The 19,942-nt window shown below is 67.4% G+C and carries 20 protein-coding genes and 1 riboswitch; of the genes, 17 read left to right on the top strand and 3 right to left on the bottom strand.

Going from position 1 to position 19,942, the window contains the following annotated elements; all coding sequences use genetic code 11:
- Window positions 1–4 precede the first annotated feature (4 nt).
- Window positions 5–1,453, bottom strand: a complete 1,449-nt coding sequence (locus QOU61_RS28390; RefSeq protein WP_289654517.1) for a cobyric acid synthase — start codon at window positions 1,451–1,453, stop codon at window positions 5–7.
- Window positions 1,454–1,473: 20 nt separating this feature from the next.
- Window positions 1,474–2,130: a cob(I)yrinic acid a,c-diamide adenosyltransferase gene (gene cobO, locus QOU61_RS28385; protein ID WP_289654516.1), complete on the bottom strand. Its 657-nt coding sequence runs from the start codon at window positions 2,128–2,130 to the stop codon at window positions 1,474–1,476.
- A 37-nt stretch (window positions 2,131–2,167) separates the two neighbouring features.
- Window positions 2,168–2,386, top strand: a riboswitch (cobalamin riboswitch).
- Between the two features lie 87 nt (window positions 2,387–2,473).
- On the opposite strand from cobO, the gene QOU61_RS28380 reads away from it, so the two are divergent.
- The 7 genes from QOU61_RS28380 to cobJ are packed head-to-tail and all read left to right on the top strand — an operon-like array spanning window position 2,474 to window position 10,409.
- Entirely contained in the window at window positions 2,474–2,848 is a 375-nt protein-coding gene (locus QOU61_RS28380) for a DUF1636 family protein (protein WP_289654515.1), read from the top strand.
- On the top strand, window positions 2,845–3,909 hold the full coding sequence (gene cobW, locus QOU61_RS28375; RefSeq protein ID WP_289654514.1) for a cobalamin biosynthesis protein CobW: 1,065 nt from the start codon (window positions 2,845–2,847) through the stop codon (window positions 3,907–3,909). Before QOU61_RS28380 ends, cobW begins: the two co-directional genes overlap by 4 nt.
- Window positions 3,909–7,157 (top strand): cobaltochelatase subunit CobN, encoded by a 3,249-nt coding sequence (gene cobN, locus QOU61_RS28370; protein WP_289654513.1) that lies wholly within the window; start codon window positions 3,909–3,911, stop codon window positions 7,155–7,157. The genes cobW and cobN overlap by 1 nt, the downstream gene beginning before the upstream one ends.
- Complete coding sequence (gene cobG / locus QOU61_RS28365) at window positions 7,154–8,317, top strand: precorrin-3B synthase (RefSeq protein WP_289654512.1); 1,164 nt, start codon at window positions 7,154–7,156, stop codon at window positions 8,315–8,317. The genes cobN and cobG overlap by 4 nt, the downstream gene beginning before the upstream one ends.
- Complete coding sequence (locus QOU61_RS28360; protein WP_289654511.1) at window positions 8,317–8,946, top strand: precorrin-8X methylmutase; 630 nt, start codon at window positions 8,317–8,319, stop codon at window positions 8,944–8,946. The genes cobG and QOU61_RS28360 overlap by 1 nt, the downstream gene beginning before the upstream one ends.
- Window positions 8,947–9,678, top strand: coding sequence for a precorrin-2 C(20)-methyltransferase (locus QOU61_RS28355; RefSeq protein WP_289654510.1), 732 nt, complete (start codon window positions 8,947–8,949; stop codon window positions 9,676–9,678). It abuts the gene before it with no gap.
- Window positions 9,675–10,409, top strand: a complete 735-nt coding sequence (gene cobJ / locus QOU61_RS28350; RefSeq protein ID WP_289654509.1) for a precorrin-3B C(17)-methyltransferase — start codon at window positions 9,675–9,677, stop codon at window positions 10,407–10,409. The genes QOU61_RS28355 and cobJ overlap by 4 nt, the downstream gene beginning before the upstream one ends.
- Here the strand turns inward: cobJ and QOU61_RS28345 are convergent.
- Window positions 10,385–11,131, bottom strand: a complete 747-nt coding sequence (locus QOU61_RS28345; RefSeq protein WP_289654508.1) for a cobalt-precorrin-6A reductase — start codon at window positions 11,129–11,131, stop codon at window positions 10,385–10,387. The genes cobJ and QOU61_RS28345 overlap by 25 nt on opposite strands.
- A 1-nt stretch (window position 11,132) precedes the next feature.
- On the opposite strand from QOU61_RS28345, the gene cbiE reads away from it, so the two are divergent.
- The 10 genes from cbiE to QOU61_RS28295 all read left to right on the top strand — a co-directional run bounded on the left by cbiE (window position 11,133) and on the right by QOU61_RS28295 (window position 19,941).
- Window positions 11,133–12,314, top strand: coding sequence for a precorrin-6y C5,15-methyltransferase (decarboxylating) subunit CbiE (cbiE, locus tag QOU61_RS28340; RefSeq protein WP_289654507.1), 1,182 nt, complete (start codon window positions 11,133–11,135; stop codon window positions 12,312–12,314).
- On the top strand, window positions 12,311–12,679 hold the full coding sequence (locus tag QOU61_RS28335; protein WP_289654506.1) for a cobalamin biosynthesis protein: 369 nt from the start codon (window positions 12,311–12,313) through the stop codon (window positions 12,677–12,679). The genes cbiE and QOU61_RS28335 overlap by 4 nt, the downstream gene beginning before the upstream one ends.
- A complete protein-coding gene (gene cobM / locus QOU61_RS28330; protein WP_289654505.1) occupies window positions 12,676–13,461 on the top strand; it encodes a precorrin-4 C(11)-methyltransferase in 786 nt (261 codons plus the stop codon). Before QOU61_RS28335 ends, cobM begins: the two co-directional genes overlap by 4 nt.
- A complete protein-coding gene (locus QOU61_RS28325; protein ID WP_289654504.1) occupies window positions 13,458–14,771 on the top strand; it encodes a cobyrinic acid a,c-diamide synthase CobB in 1,314 nt (437 codons plus the stop codon). Before cobM ends, QOU61_RS28325 begins: the two co-directional genes overlap by 4 nt.
- The gene (cobA, locus tag QOU61_RS28320; RefSeq protein WP_289654503.1) at window positions 14,768–15,490 is read left to right on the top strand and encodes a uroporphyrinogen-III C-methyltransferase; all 723 of its coding nucleotides are present in this window, start codon (window positions 14,768–14,770) and stop codon (window positions 15,488–15,490) included. Before QOU61_RS28325 ends, cobA begins: the two co-directional genes overlap by 4 nt.
- Window positions 15,491–15,522: 32 nt before the next feature.
- A complete protein-coding gene (locus QOU61_RS28315; RefSeq protein WP_289654502.1) occupies window positions 15,523–16,200 on the top strand; it encodes an energy-coupling factor ABC transporter permease in 678 nt (225 codons plus the stop codon).
- Between the two features lie 48 nt (window positions 16,201–16,248).
- A complete protein-coding gene (cobF, locus tag QOU61_RS28310) occupies window positions 16,249–17,007 on the top strand; it encodes a precorrin-6A synthase (deacetylating) (RefSeq protein ID WP_289654501.1) in 759 nt (252 codons plus the stop codon).
- Between the two features lie 128 nt (window positions 17,008–17,135).
- Complete coding sequence (locus QOU61_RS28305; protein WP_289654500.1) at window positions 17,136–17,864, top strand: ABC transporter ATP-binding protein; 729 nt, start codon at window positions 17,136–17,138, stop codon at window positions 17,862–17,864.
- A gap of 1 nt (window position 17,865) precedes the next feature.
- Window positions 17,866–19,002, top strand: a complete 1,137-nt coding sequence (locus tag QOU61_RS28300) for a branched-chain amino acid ABC transporter substrate-binding protein (protein ID WP_289654499.1) — start codon at window positions 17,866–17,868, stop codon at window positions 19,000–19,002.
- Between the two features lie 18 nt (window positions 19,003–19,020).
- Window positions 19,021–19,941 (top strand): branched-chain amino acid ABC transporter permease, encoded by a 921-nt coding sequence (locus tag QOU61_RS28295; RefSeq protein WP_289654498.1) that lies wholly within the window; start codon window positions 19,021–19,023, stop codon window positions 19,939–19,941.
- Window position 19,942 lies beyond the last annotated feature (1 nt).

Raw genomic sequence — 19,942 nt, 5'->3', positions numbered from 1 at the left:
TGGGTTAGCGGGCGAGGGCCAGGAGGCCTTCGACGTCGAGATGCGCCTCGACGTGATCGGCGAGCGCATCGAGCGCGCCTTCGACCTTGTCGCGAAAGTGCAGGTCGGATGCAGGAATCCCGAGCTGCGCCAGAAAGGCCTTGCGGAACGCATCCGAACCAAACAGCCCGTGCAGGTAGCTGCCATGCACGCGGCTATCGCCCGACATCGCGCCTTCCGGCGTGCCGTCGAGAATGGCAAAGGGCCGGGCGCGATCCGCCCCGTCGGTGCGTCCGATATGGATTTCATAGGCTTCGATTGGCAGCCGGGTCGGGGCGTGAACGGCCGCAACACGGGTCAGCGTCTTCTGCGGCGTCATGACAGTCGTCACATCGAGCAGGCCGAGGCCTTGCGTTTCGCCCGCCGGCCCTTCGATCCCTTCGGGATCGGCGACGCTGTGTCCCAGCATCTGGTAGCCGCCGCACAGGCCGAGCACATGGCCGCCGCGGCGATGATGGGCAATGAGATCGATGTCCCAGCCTTGTTTGCGCAGGAAGGCGAGATCGCCGCGCGTCGACTTCGTGCCCGGCAGGATGACCAGTTTCGCATCACCCGGGATCGCTTCGCCCGGCCGCACCATCACGAGGTCGACCTCGGGTTCGAGCTTGAGCGGATCGAGGTCGTCGAAATTCGCGATCCGCGACAGCGCCAGAAAAGCAATCCTGCATTTGCCGGGCTTGGTCGCGCCTGACAGCCCCAGCGCGTCCTCGGCCGGCAGCTCGGCGGCACGGGCGAAATACGGCAGCACGCCAAATCCGCGCCAGCCGGTGCGCGCTTCGATCGCCCGATAGCCGTCGTCGAACAGCGCCGGATCGCCGCGGAACTTGTTGATGATGAAGCCTTCGATCATCGCGGCGTCATCGGGGTCGATCACAGCCTTGATGCCGACGAGCTGCGCGATGACGCCGCCGCGATCGATGTCGCCGACCAGGATGACAGGCACATCCGCCTTGCGCGCAAAGCCCATATTGGCGATATCGGCCTTGCGCAGGTTGATTTCCGCGGCGCTGCCGGCGCCTTCGACGAGCACCAGGTCGGCGCGATCCTTCAGGCGCTGGAAGCTTTCCAGGACAGGCGCCATCAGCGACGGCTTCATGGCCGCATAGTCGCGCGCGCGCAGTGTCGCGACGCGGCGTCCCTGCACGATGACCTGCGAGCCGACATCGGTTTCGGGCTTCAGCAGCACCGGATTCATGTCGGTGTGCGGCTCGGCGCCTGCGGCGAGCGCCTGCAGCGCCTGGGCGCGCCCGATCTCGCCGCCGTCGACCGTGACCGCCGCGTTGTTCGACATGTTCTGCGGCTTGAACGGAAGCACGCTTTTGCCCCGGCGCGTCGCGGCGCGGGCAAGGCCGGCGACGACCAGCGACTTGCCGACATCGGAGCCTGCGCCCTGGATCATCAATGCGCGCGCCATCGCGAGCGTCGCCTTCCTGTTCAGAATTCGACGCCGGGCTGCGCCTTGATGCCGGAGCGGAACGGATGCTTCACCAGCGTCATCTCGGTGACGAGATCGGCCGCGTCGATCAGTTCCTGCTTGGCGTTGCGGCCGGTGAGGACGACATGCGTCATCGCCGGCTTTTCGTTCTTCAGGAATTCAACCACTTCGCTGACATCGAGGTAATCGTAGCGGAGCGCAATGTTGATCTCGTCGAGCACGACCATGCGCAAGGTGGGATCGGCGATCAATTGCTTGGCCTTTTCCCAACCGGCTCGGGCGGCCGCGATGTCGCGGGCGCGGTCCTGCGTTTCCCAGGTAAAACCTTCGCCCATGGCGTGGAACTGACACAGGTCGGCGAAATGTCCGGTCAAGAGGCGCCGCTCGCCGGTATCCCATGCTCCCTTGATGAACTGCACGACCGCGCACGGGAAGCCGTGCGCCACGCAGCGCAGGATCATGCCGAAGGCTGAGGAGGATTTTCCCTTTCCCGCGCCGGTGTGAACGATGATCAGTCCCTTTTCGCCGCTCTTGGTCGCCATCATGCGGTCGCGGGCGGCCTTTTTCTTCGCCATCCGTTCGGCGTGATGCGCGTCGAGCGACGTGTCGGAGACGAGCGTTCCTTCGTTCCCGGCGGTATCCGATTCGGAGACCATTGACGCTCCTTTGGCTTGACAAGTTCCGGCCCAGGGCAAATGGTGGGCCGACGTTGGTTCCTGTCCTACGACAGGCGAAGAGGGAATGCGATAGGGGTTGAGTCCTTCAATCTCAAGCCCGAAAAGCAGCCGCCCCCGCGACCGTGACCGGAGAGATGCCCTTGAAGCCACTGACCCCATGGGGTCGGGAAGGCGGGTGTCGAAGGGGAAACCCTGCTCCGCAAGCCGGGAGACCTGCCAGCGCAACGATCGAGACCGGCGGACGGGGTGTTCCGCGACGGGGAAGCGGATTCCTTTGGGTCCGCGTGCCTCATCGCCTCCGCCTGTTGTCAAAGGAAGGGCGATGACCGTCACGCTTCACGTCTGCATCACTTGCCGCGCCGGCGAAACGATTCCCGAAGGACAGCCCACGCCGGGCGCGCGCCTGCGCGACGCCATTGTCGAGGCCGGCGTGCCATCCGGCGTTCACCTGGTGCCGGTCGAATGCCTGTCCGCCTGCAGCCAGGGCTGCTCGGTCGCGCTCAGCGCGCCGGGCCGCTGGTCCTATGTCTATGGCCGCTTGTCTGCCGTCAACGCGCCTGACGTCGTCGCGGGTGCGGCGGCCTATGCGGCCGCGCCCGACGGCATCGTGCCCTGGCGCACGCGCCCCGAAATCTTCCGCAAGCAATCGCTTGCCCGCATCCCGCCCATACCTGCCCTGCCGGAGGCCGCCGAGTGAATTCCCTTGCCAAGGTTCCAGTGACCGTCATCACCGGCTTTCTCGGGTCGGGCAAGACCACGCTGATCCGTCATCTGATCGCCAATGCCAACGGCCGCAAGCTCGCGGTGCTCGTCAACGAGTTCGGCAGCGTCGGCGTCGACGGCGAGATTCTGAAATCCTGCGCCGATGCCGATTGCCCGGCCGAGAACATCATCGAGCTCGCCAATGGCTGCATCTGCTGCACGGTGGCCGACGATTTCATTCCGGCGATCGAGCAGCTCCTCTCGCGCCGCGTGAAGCCCGATCACATCCTGATCGAGACCTCGGGCCTTGCGCTGCCCAAGCCGTTGTTGAAGGCGTTCGACTGGCCGGACATCCGCTCACGCATCACGGTCGACGGCGTGATCGCGCTGGCCGACGCGGAGGCCGTGGCGGCGGGACGCTTTGCGCCCGATCCCGATGCGGTCGAAGCGCAGCGCGCGGCCGACGACAATCTCGATCACGAGACGCCGCTGTCCGAAGTGTTCGAGGATCAGATCGCATGCGCTGATATCGTGCTGCTCACCAAGACCGATCTGACGGACGAAGCCGGGCTCGAAGCGGCGAGAGCGGCGATCTCAGCGGAGATGCCGCGCGCGGTTCCGATGCTGCCCATCGTCGACGGCGCGATCGACACGCGGGTGATCCTCGGCCTTGAAGCCGCGGCGGAGGATGATCTCGCCGCACGCCCCTCGCATCACGACGGCGAGGAGGAGCATGAGCACGACGATTTCAATTCCGTGGTCGTCGAGCTTGGCGAGGTCGGCGATGTCGATGCGTTGGTCGGTGCCATTCAGCGCCTGGCGCGCGAGCAGAACGTGCTGCGCGCCAAAGGCTATATCGCTATCGCGGGCAAGCCGATGCGGCTGCTGGTGCAGGCGGTCGGCGAGCGCGTGCGGCATCAGTTCGACAAGCCCTGGGGCGCGCGGTCGCGGCGCTCAAGGCTGGTTCTGATCGGCGAGCGTGCCGATATCGATGCGCCGGAAATCAGGAGGGCGCTCGAGACGTCTGGATTTGCGATTGCGGGATTTGCCACCTGATGCATGTCGTCTTTCGCGAGAGCCGCGGGCTTGAGGAGACCGCGACGCCAAGGGATCTCGGCCAGGACCCGGCCGAGCTCGTGGCGCTCTCGTTTTCCGACAGCGATCTCGCCGTCTTTGCCGCCGGCTGGCGGCGCGGCCGAGCCAGTCTGCCCTCGCTGCGGCTCGCCAACCTCGCGGACCTCCGCCATCCGCTGTCGGTCGACACCTATATCGAGCGGACGTTGTCGCATGCGCGCGGCGTGCTGGTGCGCCTGATCGGCGGCGAGTCCTACTGGCAGTATGGTCTGGCCGCGCTGCATGAGCTCGCGAAACAACGCAACATCGCGCTGGCCGTGCTCCCTGCCGACGGCCGCGACGATTTTCGCCTCGACGCACTCTCGACGCTTCCGGTCTCGACGCTGCGCCGGCTGAAAGCGCTGTGCGACAAGGGCGGTGCCACGGCCGCGCAGGCCGCGATCGCGCAGCTCGCGCTGGCGGCGGGCCTTTATGCGGGACCGGTGATCGGCGAAATCGATATTCCCCAAACGGGTTTCTACGATCCGCAGCGGGGCGTGCTCGCCGCATTACCCGATTGCGGCGAACGCCCGTTCGCGCTCGTCACCTTCTACAGGTCGTATCTCGCCGCCGCCGACACCGGTCCGGTCGACGCGCTGATCAGGGCCTTGCGGCAAAGGGGCTTTGCCAGCCATGGCGCCTTCGTGCCGTCACTCAAGGCGCCCGGCGTCCCGGCATGGCTTGAGGACCATCTCGCACATCGTCCGCCTGCACTGATTGTCAATGCCACGGCATTTTCAGCGACCGGCGACGATGGGACGACGCCCTTCGACTTCACCGCCTGTCCGGTGTTCCAGGTGGCGCTGTCGACGGCCCGGCGCACGGATTGGGAAGAGTCTCTGCGCGGGCTCTCGCCGGCCGACCTCGCTATGCATGTGGTGTTGCCTGAAGTCGATGGGCGGCTGCTCGCCGGTGTCGTCAGCTTCAAATCGGCCGAAGCGCGTGACGCGGACCTGCAATTCGCCCGGCTGGCGCATCAGCCTGACGAGGAACGTGTCCAGGCCGCCGTCGAACGGATCGCGACGTGGCATCGGTTGGCGGACAAGCCCGCGTGCGACAAGACCGTCGCGATCGTGCTGTCGACCTATCCGGGACGGCCGCATCAGATCGCGCACGCGGTCGGGCTCGACGCGCTGGCTTCCGTCGAAGCCCTGATCTCCGATCTCGACGCCGCCGGTTTCGATGTCGGGCTGCGCGCGCAGTTGGATGAAGCCTTGCAGAAGGAGACGCTGACGTGGCGTCTTGCCGACTATCAGTCGGCGCTGGCGACGCTGCCGCAATCGCTGCAGGACGAACTTGCCGCCGCTTGGGGCGCGCCCGGGGATGATCCTGACTGCCGCGGCGGCCAGTTTCATTTCGCCGCGATCCGCAGCGGCCGGATCATCATCGCGCTGCAACCGGAACGCGGCGCGATCGGCGATCGCACCGCTGAGTATCATGATCTGTCGCGCACGCCGCGCCACGCCTATGTCGCGTTCTATCTGTGGCTCCGGCAGCAGGGTGTTGATGCCGTCGTCCATATGGGCGCGCATGGCACGCTCGAATGGCTGCCGGGTAAGTCGGTGGCGCTGTCGGCCTCATGCTGGCCGGACGCGCTGATCGGCGATCTGCCGGTGATCTATCCCTTCATCGTCAACGATCCCGGCGAGGCGGCGCAGGCCAAGCGGCGCATCGGCGCGGTCACGATCGGCCACCTGCCGCCGCCGCTGGTCAAGGCAGTGCTGCCGGAGGGCCTGCACCGGCTCGAGCGGCTGCTCGATGAATATTCCACGGCTGATGGTCTCGACCCGGCGCGGCGCACGCGCTTGATCGACGCGATCCGTGATGAAGCGCGCGCCGCGGGTCTCGACCATGATCTTGGCCTTGCCGCCGCGGCGGCGCCCGCCGAAGCCATCCCGCGCATCGACCGCTTCGTCTGCGATCTCAAGGAAAGCCAGTTCGGCGACGGCCTACATATTTTCGGTCGCGGCGAGTGCGGTGAGGCGGAGCGGGATGCGCTGCTTGCGGCGCTGGCTGGCAGGCGCGTGGCGCCGGGCCCCGCCGGCTCGCCGCATCGTGGGCGGCGCGACGTGCTGCCGACCGGACGCAATCTCTTCGCGGTCGATCCGCGCGCAGTGCCGACGCGCTCGGCGCACGGGCAGGGCATCAAGCTCGCCGAGGAACTGCTGCGCCGCCATCTGCAGGATCATGGCGACTGGCCGAAGGGCCTTGTCGTCGATCTCTGGGGCTCCGCGACGATGCGCACCGCCGGCGAGGATTTTGCGATGGCCTTGCAGCTCGCCGGCGTCACCCCACGCTGGGACGAGGCGTCCGGCCGCTCGACCGGGTTCGAGATCATTCCGCTCGCCGAGCTCGGACGGCCCCGCATCGACGTGACGTTGCGCGTCTCCGGCCTGTTCCGCGATGTCTTCATCGGCCTTGCCCAACTCTTCGAGGCGGCCGCCGAAGCGCTGTCCGAGCGCGACTGGGAAGGCGGGGACAATCCCTATTCCTGCCGCATCGCGCGCGTATTCGGTCCCGAGCCTGGTCACTATGGCGTTGGCATGGCCGGCATGCTCGATGTGTTCACTCCGGAATCGCGCGAGGCGGCCGGCGAGGCCTGGCTTGCGGCTTCGTCCTGGGCGCTCACGGCCGACGGCGGGATCGCGCCCGACCGCGCCGGCATCGAGGCACGGCTTACTGCGGCCGATGCTTTCATTCATGTGCAGGACCTGCCAGAGACGGATTTGCTGCTGGCCGCCGATTATGCCGCGCATGAAGCGGGGATCGCGGCGGCGGCGCGGAAACTCGGCGCGGGTGCGCTATCGCTCTATCACGTCGATGCCACGCGCGCGGATGCGCCGCAGGCGCGGTCGCTGACCGAAGAAATCGCGCGCGTCGTGCGGTCGCGCGCCGCCAACCCCGCCTGGATCGCCGGGATGATGCGGCACGGCTTTCGTGGCGCTGCCGAAATCACGGCAACGCTCGAGCACATGGCGGCCTTCGCGCATCTCGCCGGTGCGGTGCCGGCGCATCTCTTTGATCTTTATTTCGACGCGACGCTCGGCCATGACGACGTCCGCGCTTTCATGCAGCGCGAGAATCCGGCGGCACTCGCCGCGCTGGAAAGCTGCTTCCAACGGCTTTGCGAGGCACAACTCTGGACGACGCGGCGCAACTCGATCGCAGTCGCGCTGAAGGAGGCCTCATGACGGCCGCTTTGGTCAAGGGCTGGTGTCCCGGCGCGTGGCGGCCGATGCAATCGGGCGATGGCCTGCTGGTGCGCATCCGGCCGCGTGGCGGCAGGCTCGATCCGCGACAGGCCGCAGGGCTTGCCGAGCTGGCCGCGCGTCACGGCAACGGGCTGATCGATGTCACGATCCGGGCCAATTTGCAGGTCAGGGGCGTGAGCGAGCAAAGCCATCCAGCGTTGATCGAGGGACTGGCCGAGCTTGGCTTGCTTGATCCGGATCCGGAGTCGGAAGCGCGACGCAACGTGCTGGTGACGCCGTTCTGGCGCGCAGGCGACGGCATCTATCCGCTCGCTTGCGAGCTTGAGCAGGCGCTGACAGCAGCATCATTTGACCTGCCGGCCAAATTCGGCTTCGCGGTCGATTGCGGGGCGCAACGCCTGCTGGCGGGTAGCTCCGCCGACATCCGCATCGAACGCGCCGCGACGGGCGGGCTGATCGTGCGCGCCGACGGCGCGCCGCTTGGGTTGCCGGTGGCGCGGCAGGAGGCGGTCGAGGGTGCGCTGAAACTGGCGGAGTGGTTCGCCGCGGACGGCGGCGCCGCAGGCGGGCGAGGGCGGATGGCGGCCCATCTCGGCAGTGGCGCGAAGTTGCCGGGAGGCCTTGCCGGCGCGATCAAGCCTGCCGGCGTGGCGCCATTGCCCGGTCCGGCACTTTGCGAGGCTGGCGCGATTGTCGGCGCGGCGTTTGGGCAGCTCGACCATGCGGCGCTGAGATGTCTCGCTGAATCCGCGAATGGCTTGCGGGTCACGCCGTGGCGGATGATCCTGGCGGAGGCGATGACGGAGATGCCGCACCATGCAGGGCTCGTGACGGACGCGCGCGATCCGATCCTGCGTGTCGTCGCCTGCAGCGGCGCGCCGGCCTGCCAGTCGGCGCATGCCGACACGCGGTCGCTCGCGGCGCGGCTTGCGCCGCAACTGGCTCCCGGCGCGCGGCTTCATGTTTCCGGCTGCGCCAAGGGCTGCGCGCATCGCGGGGCGCAGTCGGTCACGCTGGTCGCGACGAGCCAGGGATTTGATCTCATTCGCGACGGGTCACCGCAGGCGGCCCCTGTCTTGCGCGGATTGAGCATCGAGCGAATGCTGCACGAACCCTCGCTGCTGATGGGAGCGCGCTGATGCCCCATGTCTACGAGACCGATGGTGCTGCGATCTATCGCCAGTCCTTTGCCACCATCCGGAGCGAAGCGGCGCTCGACCGCTTTGATGCCGATGAGGAGCCCGTGGTGGTGCGCATGATCCACGCCGCCGGCCTGGTCGGCCTCGAACAACACATTCGTTTCACGCCGGGGATGGCCGGCGCGGCACGCCGCGCCTTGCAAAATGGCGCGCCGATCCTGTGCGACGCGCGCATGGTCTCGGAAGGCGTCACACGCGCGCGTCTGCCGGCGGCGAATGCCGTTATCTGCACGCTCGCTGATCCGGCGGTGCCGTCGCTTGCGAAATCCATGCGTAACACGCGCTCGGCCGCGGCGCTGGAATTGTGGCGGCCTCATCTCGATGGCGCGGTGGTGGCGATCGGCAACGCGCCGACCGCGCTGTTCCATCTGCTCAACATGCTGGAGCATTGCGATTGTCCACGGCCGGCCGCGATCATCGGCTGTCCGGTCGGCTTCGTCGGCGCCGCCGAGTCCAAGGCCGCGCTGATCGGCAATCCTCCGGCGCCAGCGCTCACCGTCGAAGGCCGCCTTGGCGGCTCGGCCATCACGGTCGCCGCCGTCAACGCGCTGGCGTCGAGGAGCGAGTAGATGGGGCGCATCGTCTGCTGCGGGCTCGGTCCCGGCGATCCCGACCTGATCAGCGTGCGGGCCGATCGCGAGATCCGCGCGGCGAAGCATGTGGCCTATTTCCGCAAGAAGGGGCATCCCGGCCAGGCTCGAACTATCGTCGAGGGAATGCTGGCCACCGATGTCAGCGAATATCCGATGGAATATCCGCTCACCACGGAGATGCCGTTCGACGACCCGGAATATGCGCGGGTGCTCGCCGCCTTCTACGATCAATGGGCCGAACGCCTGGCGCGGCTCGCGCGCGAGGCGGATGTCGTCGTGCTTTGTGAGGGCGATCCTTATTTCTACGGCTCCTTCATGCATCTCCACGCGCGCCTGCAGAACCGCGCCGCGATCGAGGTGATCGCCGGGATTCCCGGCATGGTCGGCTGCTGGAATGCGGTGGGGCAGCCGATTGCGCTCGGCGACGACGTCACCACCGTGCTGATGGGCACGCTGCCTGAGGAGGAACTGGAGCGGCGCGCGCGTTCGTCCGACGCGCTCGTGATCATGAAGACCGGACGCAACCTGGACAAGATCCGCCGCGCGCTCGAAGCCGCGGGCCGGCTCGACGCCGCGTGGCTGGTCGAGCGCGGAACCATGCGGGGCGAGCGCGTCGCGCGGCTTGCGAATGCGGAAGCGTCCGACTGTCCGTATTTCGCGATTGTTCTCGTCCATGGCCGCGGCAGGCCGGCGGAGCGCGCCGAATGACGGGGACGCTGACCATCGCAGGCCTCGGTCCCGGCGACGAGGCGCTGATCACGCCGGAGGTGTCGGCTGCGCTTGCCGCCGCGACCGACGTCGTCGGCTACGCGCCCTATGTCGCGCGCGTGCCGCCGCGCGCAGGACTTACGCTGCATCCGTCCGATAACCGCGTCGAGGTGCAGCGCGCCTCCGAGGCACTGCGCCTTGCGGCGGAAGGCGGCCATGTCGTTGTCGTTTCCTCCGGGGATCCCGGCGTGTTCGCGATGGCGTCGGCCGTGTTCGAGGCGCTGGAGGCGGCGCCCGAGTGGCAGGGGCTTTCGATCCGCGTGCTGCCCGGCGTGACCGCGATGCTGGCTGCCGCGGCGCGCGCCGGCGCACCGCTCGGCCATGATTTCTGCGCCATCAATCTTTCCGACAATCTAAAACCCTGGCCGCTGATCGAGAAACGCCTGCGTCTCGCCGCTGAAGCCGATTTTTCGATCGCACTCTATAATCCGCGCTCGGCAAGCCGCCCCGAGGGCTTTGCCCGCGCGCTCGACGTGCTCAAGGAGGCAGGCTGCGGCGAGCGCATCATCATCTTTGCTCACGGCGTCACCACGCCAAAGGAGCGGATCGAGACACTCGCGCTCAGGGATGCGCGGCCCGAGATGGCCGACATGGCGACGCTCGTCATCGTCTGTAATTCGGCGACCCGGCGGACCGGCCGCTGGGTCTATGCTCCGAGGCGGGCGTCATGACCGAGCCACGCCAGCACCTCCTCGATACGCACGACGCGCGGGCGCTCCGGCAATTCCGGCCGCGCGATCATGATGACGGGCAGGCCGAGTTCGCGGGCCGCGTCGATCTTGGCGCGGGCGCCGTCGCCGCCGGCGTTGCGCGCGACGACATGACCGATGCTGCGCGCGCGCATCAGCGCGACATCCCCTTCGAGCGTGAACGGCCCGCGCGAGACGATGACGTGCGCATCGGGCAGCGGCAGCGGCCCGTCGGGTGGATCGACGAAGCGCACCGTATAGGCATGCTGTGGCCTGGCGGCGAATGGCGCGAGATGTTGCCGTCCGATCGCCAGGAATATGCTGCTACGCGCCTCCGGCAGCGCCGCGACCGCGGCGGTGGCGTCAGGCACCTCGATCCAGCGGTCGCCGGGCGCTTTGCGCCACGGCGCGCGTTCGAGCGCGATCAGCGGCGTTGCCGTCGCAGCGCAGGCCGCGACCGCGTTGCGGCTCATCTCGGCCGCGAACGGATGGGTGGCGTCCACGACATGGGTGATGCGTTCGTGCCTGAGATAGTCGGCAAGGCCGCCCGCGCCGCCGAAACCGCCGATCCGCGTCGGCAATGGCTGGCCGCTCGGCGCCTGCGTGCGTCCGCCATAGGAATAGACCGCGTCAATCCGCGCCCGCGCCAGCGCATCCGCAAGGCGGCTGGCATCGCTCGTTCCACCCAGGATGAGGGCGCGCATCGTGGCTGATCCCTGGCTGACCATCATCGGCATCGGCGAAGATGGCCTTGCCGGGCTCTCGGAAGCAAGCCGAAAGGCGCTGGCAAAGGCCGAAACGGTATTCGGTGGCGAGCGGCACCTCGCGCTGGCCGCGGTCGGCCCACGCGGCCGTGCCTGGCCGGTTCCGTTCGATGCGAATTGCGTGCTCGCCTGCCGTGGCCGGCCCACCGCGGTGCTCGCGTCGGGTGATCCGTTCTGCCACGGCGTCGGCGGCGTTCTCGCCGAGCGCCTGGACGAAAGCGAATGGATTGCTTTTCCGTCGCCGTCGACCTTCTCGCTCGCGGCGTCGCGGCTCGGATGGCGGCTCGAGCAGGTTGCTTGCCTCGGGCTGCACGCCGCGCCGTTCGAACGCCTGGTCCCGCATCTCGCGCAAGGTGCGCGCGTGATTTGCCTCGTCCGCGACACCGCCGCGGCCGATGATCTTGCGCGATGGCTAACGGCGCGCGGCTGGGGCGCCTCGCGAATGTGGACGCTCGCAGCGCTCGGGGGCCAGCGCGAAAAGATCACGCAGCATCGCGCCGAAACCTGCGCGGCAGGGTCTGACCCTGGTCCGGTCGCCGTCGCCCTGCAAGCCGAAGGAACAAGCGGGCTGCCGCGCGCGACCGGTCTTGCCGATAATCTGTTCGCGCATGATGGCCAGATCACCAAGCGACCGATGCGGGCGCTGGCGCTGTCGGCGCTCGCGCCGAGGCCTGGCGAGAGATTGTGGGATATCGGCAGCGGCTCCGGCTCGATATCCGTCGAATGGGCCCTGTGCGGGGGAATGGCGATCGCGCTCGAGGAGCGCAGCGATCGCGCGGCAAACATCCGCGCCAACGCGGCGGCCTTCGGGCTCACGCATCGTATCGCCGTTGTCGAGGGAAGGGCACCCGCCGCTCTTGCGGGCCTCGACGCGCCGCAGGCCGTCTTCGTCGGTGGCGGGCTTGATGCGCCGATGTTCGACGCCATCTGGCCGCTTGTTCCGGCCGGGACGCGGCTGGTGGCGCATGGCGTCACGCTCGAGACCGAGGCGCTCCTCGCGGAGTTGCAGGTCCGGCATGGCGGCGAGCTGATGCGGATCGAGATCGCGCATGCGAGCCCGCTGGGCCGGAAGCGATCCTGGGAGGCGGTGCGCCCGGTGGTACAATGGAGCACGGTCAAATGAGGGTGCTCGGTCTTGGCTTCAGGCAAGGTGCGACCATCGAGTCGCTTCGCGGCGCGCTCGCGGCCGCCGGCGGCGCGGAGGGCCTCGTCGCGCTCGCAACCCTGAGCGAGAAGGCGGACGCCGACGCGCTTGCGTCGCTTGCCCGCGAGCTCGGCCTGCCGGTCAGGTCCGTTCGGCCCGAGGCTTTGGCAGGCATGAAGACAGCGACGCGATCGGCGCGCGTCGAAGAGAAATTCGGTACGGGGTCTGTTGCCGAAGCTGCCGCGCTGGCAGCTGCTGGCCGCGATGCGCGCCTTGTCGCGACGCGCGTGGTCTCGAAGGACGGCATGGCGACCGCGGCGATCGCGGAAGGAGAGGGCGAATGACGGTGCATTTCATCGGCGCCGGGCCGGGCGCGCCTGATCTTCTCACCCTGCGCGGCCGCGATCTCATCGCCGCATGCCCGGTCTGCCTCTATGCCGGCTCGCTGGTGCCGGCGGAAATCCTCGCGCATTGCCCGCCCGGCGCGCGGATCGTCAACACCGCGCCGCTCTCGCTCGACGACATCATCGCCGAAATCGTCGCAGCCCATGCGGACGGCAAGGACGTCGCGCGGCTGCACTCCGGCGATCTGTCGATCTGGTCGGCGATGGGCGAGCAGTTGCGGCGCTTGCGCGCGCTTCGCATTCCCTTTTCCGTCACTCCGGGCGTGCCGGCCTTTTCCGCCGCGGCGGCTGCGCTCGAAGCCGAGCTCACGCTGCCGGAGCTCGCGCAATCCGTCGTGCTGACGCGGACCCCGGGCCGGGCGAGCGCCATGCCGGAGGGCGAGCGGCTGGCTGCCTTTGCCGCGACCGGCGCCGTGCTTGCGATCCATCTCTCGATCCACTTGCTCGACAAGGTGGTCGCGGAGTTGATCCCGCATTACGGCGCGGACTGCCCGGTCGCGATCGTCTGGCGCGCGAGCTGGCCTGACCAGCGCATCGTGCGCGCGACGCTCGCCACGCTCGATGCAGCGATTGGTCCCGAGCTCGAGCGTACCGCGCTCATTCTCGTCGGCCGCACGCTCGGCTCGGAGGATTTTGGTGAGAGCCGCCTCTATGCGGCAGATTATGACCGCCGCTATCGCCCCGTCGGCGCGGCGCCGCGCTTTCCGGAGACCCCGTCATGAGCCGCGCGCTGCTGATCTCGGCACCCGCGTCGGGCACCGGCAAGACCACGCTGATGCTGGCGTTGGCGCGCGCCTATAGCGATCGCGGGCTTGCCGTGCAGTGTTTCAAGAGCGGCCCTGACTACATCGATCCCGCATTCCACGCAGTGGCGACGGGCAAGACGTCGGTCAACCTCGATAGCTGGGCGATGGATCGCGCGACGATCGAGGCACTGACCGCGCGCGGCGCGGATGCGGATCTGGTTCTGGCCGAAGGTTCGATGGGTCTGTTCGATGGCGTCGCCAGGAAAGGAGCCTCGGGCAGCGGCGCCACCGCCGACGTTGCCGAGATGATGGGCTGGCCGGTACTACTCGTGCTCGATCCGTCCGGCCAGGCGCAGACGGCGGCGGCCGTGGCGGCGGGGCTGCGCGACTTCCGCCCCGGCGTGCGCATGGCCGGCGTGGTGCTCAATCGCGTTGCCAGCCCGCGCCACGAAGACCTGGTGCGCGGCGCGATGGCGAGTGTCGGCATTGAAGTGTTCGGCGTGCTGCCGCGGCATGCGCCGATCAAGCTGCCGGAGCGACACCTTGGCCTGGTGCAGGCGGAAGAACACACGGCGCTCAGCGAATTGATTGGCGAGGCGGCGCGGCTGGTTGCCGAGCGGATCGATCTCGACGGATTGTTGCAGGCGGCGGAATACGCCTCCGGGCCGCATCGTCGCGCCGCGGCTGCCGTCGCCACGCCGCCCGGGCAGCGGATCGCGCTGGCGCGCGATGCCGCTTTCTCCTTTATCTATCCACACATGCTGGAAGGCTGGCGCGCGGCCGGAGCCGAGATCACGACCTTCTCGCCGCTTTCAGATGAAGCGCCATCCCAAAACGCCGACGTCTGCTGGCTGCCCGGCGGCTACCCGGAACTGCATGCAGGACGGCTCGCCGGAAACCATCGGTTCCGACAGGGATTGAACGCGTTTGCGCAAACGCGGCCGGTGCATGGCGAGTGCGGCGGCTATATGGTGCTGGGCGAAGGCCTGATCGATCAAACAGGTGCGCGACATCAAATGACGGGGTTGCTCGGTCTCGAAACCTCCTTTGCCACGCGGCGCATGCATCTCGGCTATCGGCTGGCCGAACTGGCCGTGCCGATGCCCGGACAGGTCGCGGGTAGCCGCCTGCGCGGTCACGAGTTTCACTATGCGACGATTCTCGCCCAGCCCGACGAGCCGCTCGCCGTCGTGCGTGACGCGACGGGCGCGGTCGTTACGGAAACCGGCTCGCGCCGCGGCCGCGCCAGCGGCACCTTCTTCCACATCATCGCGGAGGACAAATGAGCGGCTTCGTCTCCTTTGTCTCGGCCGGCCCCGGCGATCCGGAACTGCTGACGCTGAAAGCGGCGGCGCGGCTTGGTGCTGCCGATGTCGTGCTCTATGACGATCTTGCCTCGGGCGCGATCCTCGATCACGCGAAGGCCGGCGCCAATCTCGTTTCGGTCGGCAAGCGGGCCGGCCGCCTTTCGCCCAAGCAGGAGCATGTCAGCCGGCTCCTGATCGACTACGCGGCGGCGGGTGCAAAGGTGGTGCGGCTGAAGTCGGGCGATGCCGGGATCTTCGGTCGGCTCGAGGAGGAGCTCGAGGCGCTGCGCGCGGCCGGCATTGCTTACGAGATCATCCCCGGTGTCACCACCGCCTGCGCGGCTGCCGCGGCCTCCAAAATTCCGCTCACGCGCCGTCATACCTCGCGCCGTGTCCAGTTCGTCACCGGCGCCGATGTGACCGGGGAGTTGCCCGCCAATCTCAACTGGACCGCGCTTGCGGATCCCGAGGCGACCACCGTGGTCTATATGGGCAAGCGGACCTTTCCGGCGCTTGCGGCCAGGCTGACCGCGTGCGGCATGGCGCCCGACACGCCGGCGCTGCTTGCCGAATCCATCGGCCATCACGACCAGCGCCTTGTCCGTACCACGATCGCAGCGCTCGCCGAGCAACTCGGCAGGGACGAAGTCGCTGCAACCGCCGTGATCCTCTATGGCGCGGTGGCTCACGGCGAATGACAGGAACCCGTCTCACAGCAGGAGAATGAACCATGCATATCGAACCGGGTATCGTTGACGGCACCAAGATCGTGCTGAGCTATGCGACGGCTGCGGCCGCCGGCGGTTATGCGGTCAAGCTCGCGGCAACGGCGGTGCGCGAGCAGGGCATCGCCTCGTTCGCGCTGCGGACGGTGATCACCACCGCGCTGGTGTTCTCGTTCTTCGAGGTGCTGCCGCATTTCCGGGTCGGCGTCTCCGAGGTGCACTTCATCCTCGGCTCAACGCTGTTCCTGCTGTTCGGCGCGGCGCCGGCCGCGTTCGGGCTTGCGCTCGGCCTTCTGCTGCAGGGATTGTTCTTCGTGCCGGTCGACCTGCCGCAGTACGGCATGAACGTCACGACGCTGCTGGTGCCGCTGTTTGCGATCAATGCGCTTGCCGCGCGCATCATTCCCGCGAAGTCAGCCTATGTCGATTTGCAGTACCGCCAGGCGCTGGCGCTCTCGACGGCCTATCAGTCCGGCATCGTCGCCTGGGTCGCGTTCTGGGCGCTTTATGGCGCAGGCTTTGGCGCCCAGAACCTGGCAGCGATCGCATCCTTTGCGGTCTCCTATGCGCTGGTCATCGTCATCGAGCCGCTCGCCGATCTCGCGGTGCTGGCGTTCGCGAAGTCGCTGCGCAGCGTGACGGCGCGCGGCCTCGTCACCTATCGTCTGCACAATGCCGTCTAGGATGCGCGGGACGGCTGCGTCATGCGGCCGTCCCCGTAAGGCTGCGCGATGCTGACACTCTCTTTGATAGGAATCGGCTGCGGCGATCCCGGGCAGCTGACGCTCGCGGCCGTCAGGGCGATCAATGCCGCCGACCTGATCCTGATTCCGCGCAAGGGCGCGGCGAAGGCCGATCTTGCCGACTTGCGCCGCACCATCTGCGAACAGGTTCTCGACAATCAGCGTGCGCGTCTCGCCGAGTTCGACCTGCCGGTGCGCGATGCGGAAGGCGAGGATTATCGCAAGGGCGTCGACGATTGGCATGATGCGGTAGCCCAGGCCTGGTCGGGCGAGATCGCGCGGCATCTCGGCGACCGCGGCAAGGTTGCGCTTCTGATCTGGGGCGATCCCTCGCTCTATGATTCGAGCTTGCGGATCGCACGGCGGTTGCAGCCGGCGCCGACGATCGAGGTGGTTCCCGGCGTCACGGCGATCCAGGCGCTCTGCGCCGCGCACCGCATCCCGCTGAACGAAATTGCCGAGCCGTTTCTGGTCACCACGGGCCGCCGCTTGCGCGACGCCGGCTGGCCGGTCGGCATCGATACGGTCGTGGTGATGCTGGATGGCGGTGCGGCGTTCCAGTCGCTCGATTCGAAAGGCGTGCACATCTGGTGGGGCGCTTGTCTCGGGATGCCTGATCAGCTCATCATGGCCGGTCCACTTGCCGAGGTGGGGCCAGCGATCGTGGCCGCGCGGCAAGAGGCGCGCGCCAGCCACGGCTGGATCATGGACACCTATATTCTCAGGCGCAACGCGCCGCGTGCTTGAGCCAAGCCGTTCAGAAAAAGGGTCTCGGCGCGCCGGTTTCCCGTCCTTGAACTTTATGCCTATAAATCAAGTCACTTGACAAGAAGTCAGGCGACCGTCAAGTCTTCGCCCGTTGAGGGGGAAACGACGTGTTGCGCGTGGATGGTCTGAGCGTCCGCTACGGTCCCGTGGAGGCGCTTTCCGACGTGAGCCTGACCGTGGGCCGGGGCGAGGCGGTTTGCCTGCTCGGCAGCAACGGCGCCGGCAAGACAACGCTGATCCGCACGCTTGCCGGGCTCGTGCAGCCAAGCGGCGGGCGCATATCGTTCGAGGACGTTCCGCTCGACAGCAAGCCGCCGGAGTTTCGCGCCAACGCCGGTATCGCGGTGGTGTTCGAGGGCCGTGGCATGCTGTCCGCCATGACTGTCCGCGAGAATCTCCTGATGGGCGGTTATCTGCGCAGGCAATCGGAGCTTGCGCACGACATCGAGCAGGTGTTCGCGCAGTTCCCGCGCCTTGCCGAACGGCAGCACCAGCTTGCCGGCACGCTTTCGGGCGGCGAACAGCAGATGGTCGCGATCGGCCGCGCGCTGATGGCGCGCCCCAAGATCGTGCTGATGGACGAGCCTTCCATGGGGCTCGCGCCGGTCGTGGTCGAACAGGTTTTCGAGATCGTCGCAGGTTTCGTCCGGCAAGGCATCGCGCTTCTGCTGGTCGAGCAGAACGTGCACATGGCGATCGAGAACTGCGCGCGGTTTTACGTGCTGGGAAAGGGGCGGATGGAGTTGACCGGCAGCATCAATGCCGGCGTGCTCGTCTCCGATGACGGGCGGCGCCTCGCCGAAGCGGATTTGGAAACGGCTTATCTGGGAGGGTGACATGAAAATATCTGGAAGATTGACGGCTGGTGTGGCGCTCGTGGCGATCACGCTCCTTGGCGGCGCCGGCATGATCGGCGCGCAGGAAAAGAAGACCGTGAAGATCGCCTATGTCGGGCCGCTGACCGGACCCAATACCGCGATGGGGATCGGCACGCGCAATTCGCTGGAGCTTGCGATCCGCGAGGCCAATGCGAGCAATGCGCTGCCATTCAAGCTCGAGCTGGTTTCGGAGACCGATGATTCCAAGCCTTCGACCGGCGTCGCCGCCGTCCAGAAGCTGTGCAACGATCCGGACGTTGTGGCCGCCTCCGCACACTGGAACAGCCCGGTCGCGCTCGCGACGATTCCCTATTTCCAGCAATGCGGGCTGCTTAACCTGGTGTCCGGCGCTTCCGTCGATGACCTCACGCGCCAGGGCGTGGCCGAGATCGCGCGCGTCAATACGCCCTTTGCGTATCTGCTGCCGCACCTCGCCAAAAGCCTGACGGCAGACCTCAAGATCATGACGATCGCGATCGTGAAATCGCGCGACGCCTTTGGCGAGGCCGGATCGGCCGGCTTCATTCCCGAATATCAGAAGCTCGGCGGCAAGGTGGTCGCGGAAGAAGGCTACAATGTCGGCGACCGCGACTTCACCGCGCTCCTGACCAAGGTGCGCTCGCTGCGGCCGGATGCCGTCTATCTCTCGGGCCTGACCACGGAGGCCGCGCTGGTCGCGCGCCAGATGCGGCAGCTCGGGATGCAGATGCCGCTGATCGGGCATGCCGGCTGGCAGACCTCGACCTTCATCGAAGCGGCGGGTGAAGCCGGCGAGGGCGCGATCGTCGTCACCTCGCTGCCGTTTCTGAAGGATCTCCCCGGCGGCGAAGGTTTCGCCAAGCGCTACGCTGAAGCCAATTTCAAGGAGCCGGCCGAAGCCTATGGTCCGTTCGGCTACGCCGCCGGACAGGTGATGGTTGACCTGCTGAAGCGATATGGGGCCGACCGCAAGGCGATCGTGAAGGGCGTGCGGGAGCCGCACGATTTCGAGACCATCTTCGGCAAGGGCAAGTTCGACGCCAGTGGCGAACTGCAGCCGAAATATGTCGACATGGCGGTGCTGAAGAACCGCGACTGGGTGCCGCTGCGCAAGTGATGGCATCGGGAAGGTAAGATGGAGCTGTTCCTCCAGTATCTGGTGAACGCACTGGCGCTGTCGGCGATCTATGCCTTGATCGCCATCGGCATCAGCCTGTTCTTCGGCATCATCGGGGTCGTCAATCTCGCCCACGGCGACATCGCCGCCGTGGGTGTGTTTGCCGCGCTCGCGGTGTTCCAGGGCGTGCTGGGTACGGCGGGCACCGAGACGCCCGGCCTGATGCTCTCGGTCGCGGCGATCGCGGCCGGCGTGCTCGCCGCCGTGATCGTCGGAGTCGTCTTCTATCTCGTGGCGCTGCGGCCGGTCGCCGGCGCGCCGCCGATCATCGGGCTGCTGTCTTCGGTCGGCGCTGGCTTCGTGATCCGGGAGGCGATCCTCAACTTCTATCCGAACGGCCGCAACCCCCAGCCGTTTCCGTCCTTCGTCCCGCCGCGCTCCTATGATCTCGGCTCCGTATTCATCGATCTCAAGCAGATCGTGCTGGTCGTCACCACGGCGATCCTCGTGGTCGTGCTCTCGTTCATTGTCGAAAGGACGCGGCTCGGGCGGGCGACGCGGAGCATCCTGAACAACCGCGAGGTCGCGCTGTCGCTGGGGGTGCCGGTGCTCAAGGTCACGCTGGCGATGTTCGTGATCGGTGCCACGCTCGCCGGCATCGCCGGATTGCTCAATGCGGTCTACTATAATGTCGTGCAGTCCGACATGGGCGTGCTGCTCACGGTGAAAGGGTTCACCGCCGCCGTGGTCGGCGGGCTTGGTAATATCTATGGCGCCGTGCTGGGCGCGCTCCTGATCGGGTTGATCGAGTCGATGGCGAGCGGCTATCTGCCGGATGGCTCGGCCTACAAGGACGTCGCGGTTTTCGCCGTCCTGATCGCCGTGCTGATCGTCCGGCCGGTGGGCCTGCTGGGCCGCGCCAGCGGAGACAGGGTCTGAC

The organism is Bradyrhizobium sp. NP1, assembly GCF_030378205.1.
Classification (GTDB): Bacteria; Pseudomonadota; Alphaproteobacteria; order Rhizobiales; family Xanthobacteraceae; genus Bradyrhizobium.
The sequence above is the reverse complement of the archived record's forward strand: the minus strand, read 5'-3'. Positions and strand labels throughout refer to the sequence as shown.